4 protein-coding genes and 1 riboswitch are annotated in these 3,378 nt (G+C 40.8%); all 4 genes read right to left on the bottom strand.

Annotated elements, in window-relative coordinates:
- Positions 1 to 201: 201 nt before the first annotated feature.
- Positions 202 to 371: riboswitch (M-box (ykoK) riboswitch) on the bottom strand.
- A 59-nt stretch (positions 372 to 430) separates the two neighbouring features.
- Positions 431 to 2,209 carry an arsenical pump-driving ATPase gene (gene arsA / locus AB685_RS28815; RefSeq protein WP_047974042.1) on the bottom strand — a complete coding sequence of 593 codons (1,779 nt, stop codon included), beginning with the start codon at positions 2,207 to 2,209 and terminating at the stop codon, positions 431 to 433.
- Positions 2,209 to 2,565: an arsenite efflux transporter metallochaperone ArsD gene (arsD, locus tag AB685_RS28810; protein ID WP_047974041.1), complete on the bottom strand. Its 357-nt coding sequence runs from the start codon at positions 2,563 to 2,565 to the stop codon at positions 2,209 to 2,211. The genes arsA and arsD overlap by 1 nt, the downstream gene beginning before the upstream one ends.
- A 78-nt stretch (positions 2,566 to 2,643) precedes the next feature.
- Positions 2,644 to 3,063 carry an arsenate reductase (thioredoxin) gene (gene arsC / locus AB685_RS28805; RefSeq protein WP_047974040.1) on the bottom strand — a complete coding sequence of 140 codons (420 nt, stop codon included), beginning with the start codon at positions 3,061 to 3,063 and terminating at the stop codon, positions 2,644 to 2,646.
- Between the two features lie 37 nt (positions 3,064 to 3,100).
- A partial coding sequence (locus tag AB685_RS28800; protein ID WP_047974039.1) for an ArsB/NhaD family transporter occupies positions 3,101 to 3,378 on the bottom strand: 278 nt, incomplete at its 5' end.

Genomic DNA, 3,378 nt, shown 5'->3' with positions numbered 1-3,378 from the left:
TGAGGGGGGAAATGGATCTTCTTGATTCATTCGATTGTTTCGTTTAGATGATGTAATTAGTTGTCTGGGGCTATCCATTTTCGCACCACCTCACTTTCTATATTCCTTTTAAAAGGGAAAATAAAACAAAAAGCACCTTCTATAATAGAAGATGCCAATACTAAATAAATGATTAATCTGTAATAAGATTATCAGTATTCCCTCATCCTCCATTCGTAGAGCTTTAGCACTGTGCGGCATAGGAATGCATCATTCCAGCTACATTAAAAACCACCTTATGTCGATGGTTTCTGTTGACCCATTGGCGTCTTTGGACATTTTTGGGCAGCAGCGTATCTCCGTCACAGGAGCCTCACCTAACGAGGAACTATTTAATTACATGGAAGACTTTACAGGACATTAAACAGAATGTCAACAGGTCTTCTTTTCTTTAAAGCTTTCTTAACTGTTCATACCCCTCTATCGCTTGTGTTTGCCAAGGGATGAMAACTGACTTGTTAGCATACTGACTCGTAACACGATCGATCCACACTTGTTCACTTACAGCACGCTCATTTAGAATCGGATCTTCGGTGTTCGTTTTTGCGAAACTTTGATTTATGACCCACCAGCTAGGAGTAATAGATGCACGCACCAAATCTTCCTGTAACCTCGCAGCTTCATAAACTGGCGTCGCCTCTGGTAATGTCACAACGATGACATCGGTTTCTTCTGGGTTTCGCAATCTAGGAAGTAATGTCGTAACTGATTCAGGYACTTCCCCCGTTCCACGCACGATCTCTTGATGATAAGAATGTGCTGCATCTAGTAAAAGAAGCGTGTGACCAGTGGGAGCTGTATCAACCACAACAAAAGCATCGTTTGCTTCTTCCACAACATTTGCAAATGCTCTAAATACAGCAATCTCTTCTGTACAAGGAGAATTTAAATCTTCCTCTAAATAAGCAAGACCATCCGCATCTAAATGCTCACTAGAAGTGGTTAACACCTCTTTTTTATAGGCTTCCACTTCAGCTTTAGGGTCAATACGACTTACTGTAATCAGACTATTTTCATCACCAAACAGCGAAGCAAGATGTGCCGCAGGATCAGTGGTTGTTAATTTCACTTTATGCCCCGCTTCAGCAAGACCTACTGCTACTGCAGCGGCAATTGTCGTCTTCCCTACACCACCTTTCCCCATAGTTAATACTACACCACTTTTCTTTTTAGAAAGGTCATCAACGATTGCAGAAAGAGAATCCGTTTCAAGCTGAGTAAATGGTTCTGAAGGTTGAGGATTTACAGGGGTTTCTGCAAATAATATTCTTAATGAATCAATCCCTGTTAATTGATAAGGAACGTAAGGGAGTTCAAATGTCGTAACCTTCTCTAAATCAGTTGGCATGTCTTTTAGAGCCTGTTCTTGTCGTTCAAAAAAAGCAACAGACGTCTGATCTTCTTTAAGATAAGCTTGCATTTTTCCGTTAATGAGTAACCACTGATTTTCTAGTCCAATCTCTTTTAATTCTTTTGAAGCACGATTTGCTTCTTCTAAAGTGGAACGTTCTGGTCTGGCCACCAAAATGAGTGTTGTTTTTGCTGAGTCCGAAATAGCCTCAACTGTATGTTCATACAAAGCTTTCTTATCTGCTAAGCCTGAGAGAGGCCCAAGGCAAGAGGCCCCATGTGTACTTGTATCTAAAAAACCTGACCATGCAGTCGGTAACTGCAATAAGCGTAGGGTGTGTCCGGTTGGAGCTGTATCAAAAATAATATGATCATACGGGTTCGTTCTCTCCGTGTTTGTCAGAATCGATGCAAACTCATCAAATGCTGCGATCTCCACTGTACATGCACCTGATAACTGTTCTTCCATCTGAGCGATGACTGGTGCAGGTAGTTTATCTCGATACGGTCCTATTACCTCATTTCGATAAGCTGAAGCCGCTTCTTCAGGATCAAGATTTATGGCAGTAAGGTTTTCAATCGAGTTAATCTTCGTTTCTTTATACCCTATTTCTTGTTCGAAAACATCTTGTAAATTTGATGCCGGATCCGTACTAACAAGCAATACTTTCTTTCCTTGATCCGCTAGGGATACAGCAGTTGCACAGGCTGTCGAGGTCTTCCCGACTCCCCCTTTGCCAGTAAAGAAAAGGTATGGTGTAARGTTCTCTTGTTCCGGTTGAAAACGACGGTTGATTTGCTCTGATCGCTTAATAGTCATTACAACAATTCAATCCCCTTCGACGTTGTCCGCGCTTTCGTCCATTCACTTGAATCCACCTTGGTCCACTCAGCTAATTGGTCATTTGAAGGATATTCTCCAATTAACTCAACCTTTCCATCAACGACTACAGCAGGCAAAGCATCGGTTCCTTTTTCATTTAATAATTGATTGACCGTTTGATCATCAATAAAGGCTTGTGGCTCTGTTCCCAGGTTAAAGCGAGCAATATCTACACCTTTTTTCTCTAACATAAATATAGCTGTTGCAATTCTCGTTAATTCAGGGTCGACACTAGGGCCGCAAACTCCAGTCGGACAACAAAGGGCAGGGTCATAGATTCTAATTTTCGCCATTTTTGACAACTCCTTTAATGAATGTCTTTTTATTGAGGGAAAAGGGTCCGACCATAAAGCCGACCCTTTCTTGAATGTTTATTTACCTGTTTTGGCAAACGTTTTAATACGATCGCCAATTTCATCACGAACACGTTGGAAAAATGCCCATTTCTCTTCTTCTGTTCCTTCTGCTTTAGCTGGATCATCAAATCCCCAGTGCTCGCGTTCTTTATTTGGTGGTGTAGCAGGACAAACGTCAGCAGCATGACCGCATAGAGTTACAACAAGATCAGCCTTTTTCAAAATTTCTTGATCGATTGTATCAGATGTTTGGTTTGTAATATCAACATCCACCTCTGCCATTGCTTTTACTGCATTAGGGTTCACACCATGAGCTTCAATCCCAGCAGAATAAACATCATATTTATCACTCAGGTATTTCTTTCCCCAGCCTTCTGCCATTTGACTACGGCAAGAATTTCCTGTGCATAAGAAATAAATGATTGGTTTTGACATGTTAAAAACTCCTTTGTTTTTCGTAGTAGTAATGTTTCTATAAGATGATAACTAGCCAGAGGTAAAGTCCGACTAAAGTGATAAATAGTGTAGGTACTGTTAAGATGATCCCAACTTTAAAGTAATAGCCCCACGAGATTTTAATTCCCTTTTTTGAAAGTACGTGTAACCACAATAGCGTTGCCAAAGATCCTATTGGCGTAATTTTCGGTCCAAGATCAGAACCAATGACGTTAGCATAAATTAATGCCTCGCGCATCACACCTGTTGTATTTGTATCAGCAATCGCTAATGCATTAATCATTACCGCTGGCA

The organism is Bacillus sp. LL01 (assembly GCF_001037965.1).
Note: the sequence above shows the minus strand (reverse complement) of the source record. Positions and strands in the feature narration are given on the sequence as shown.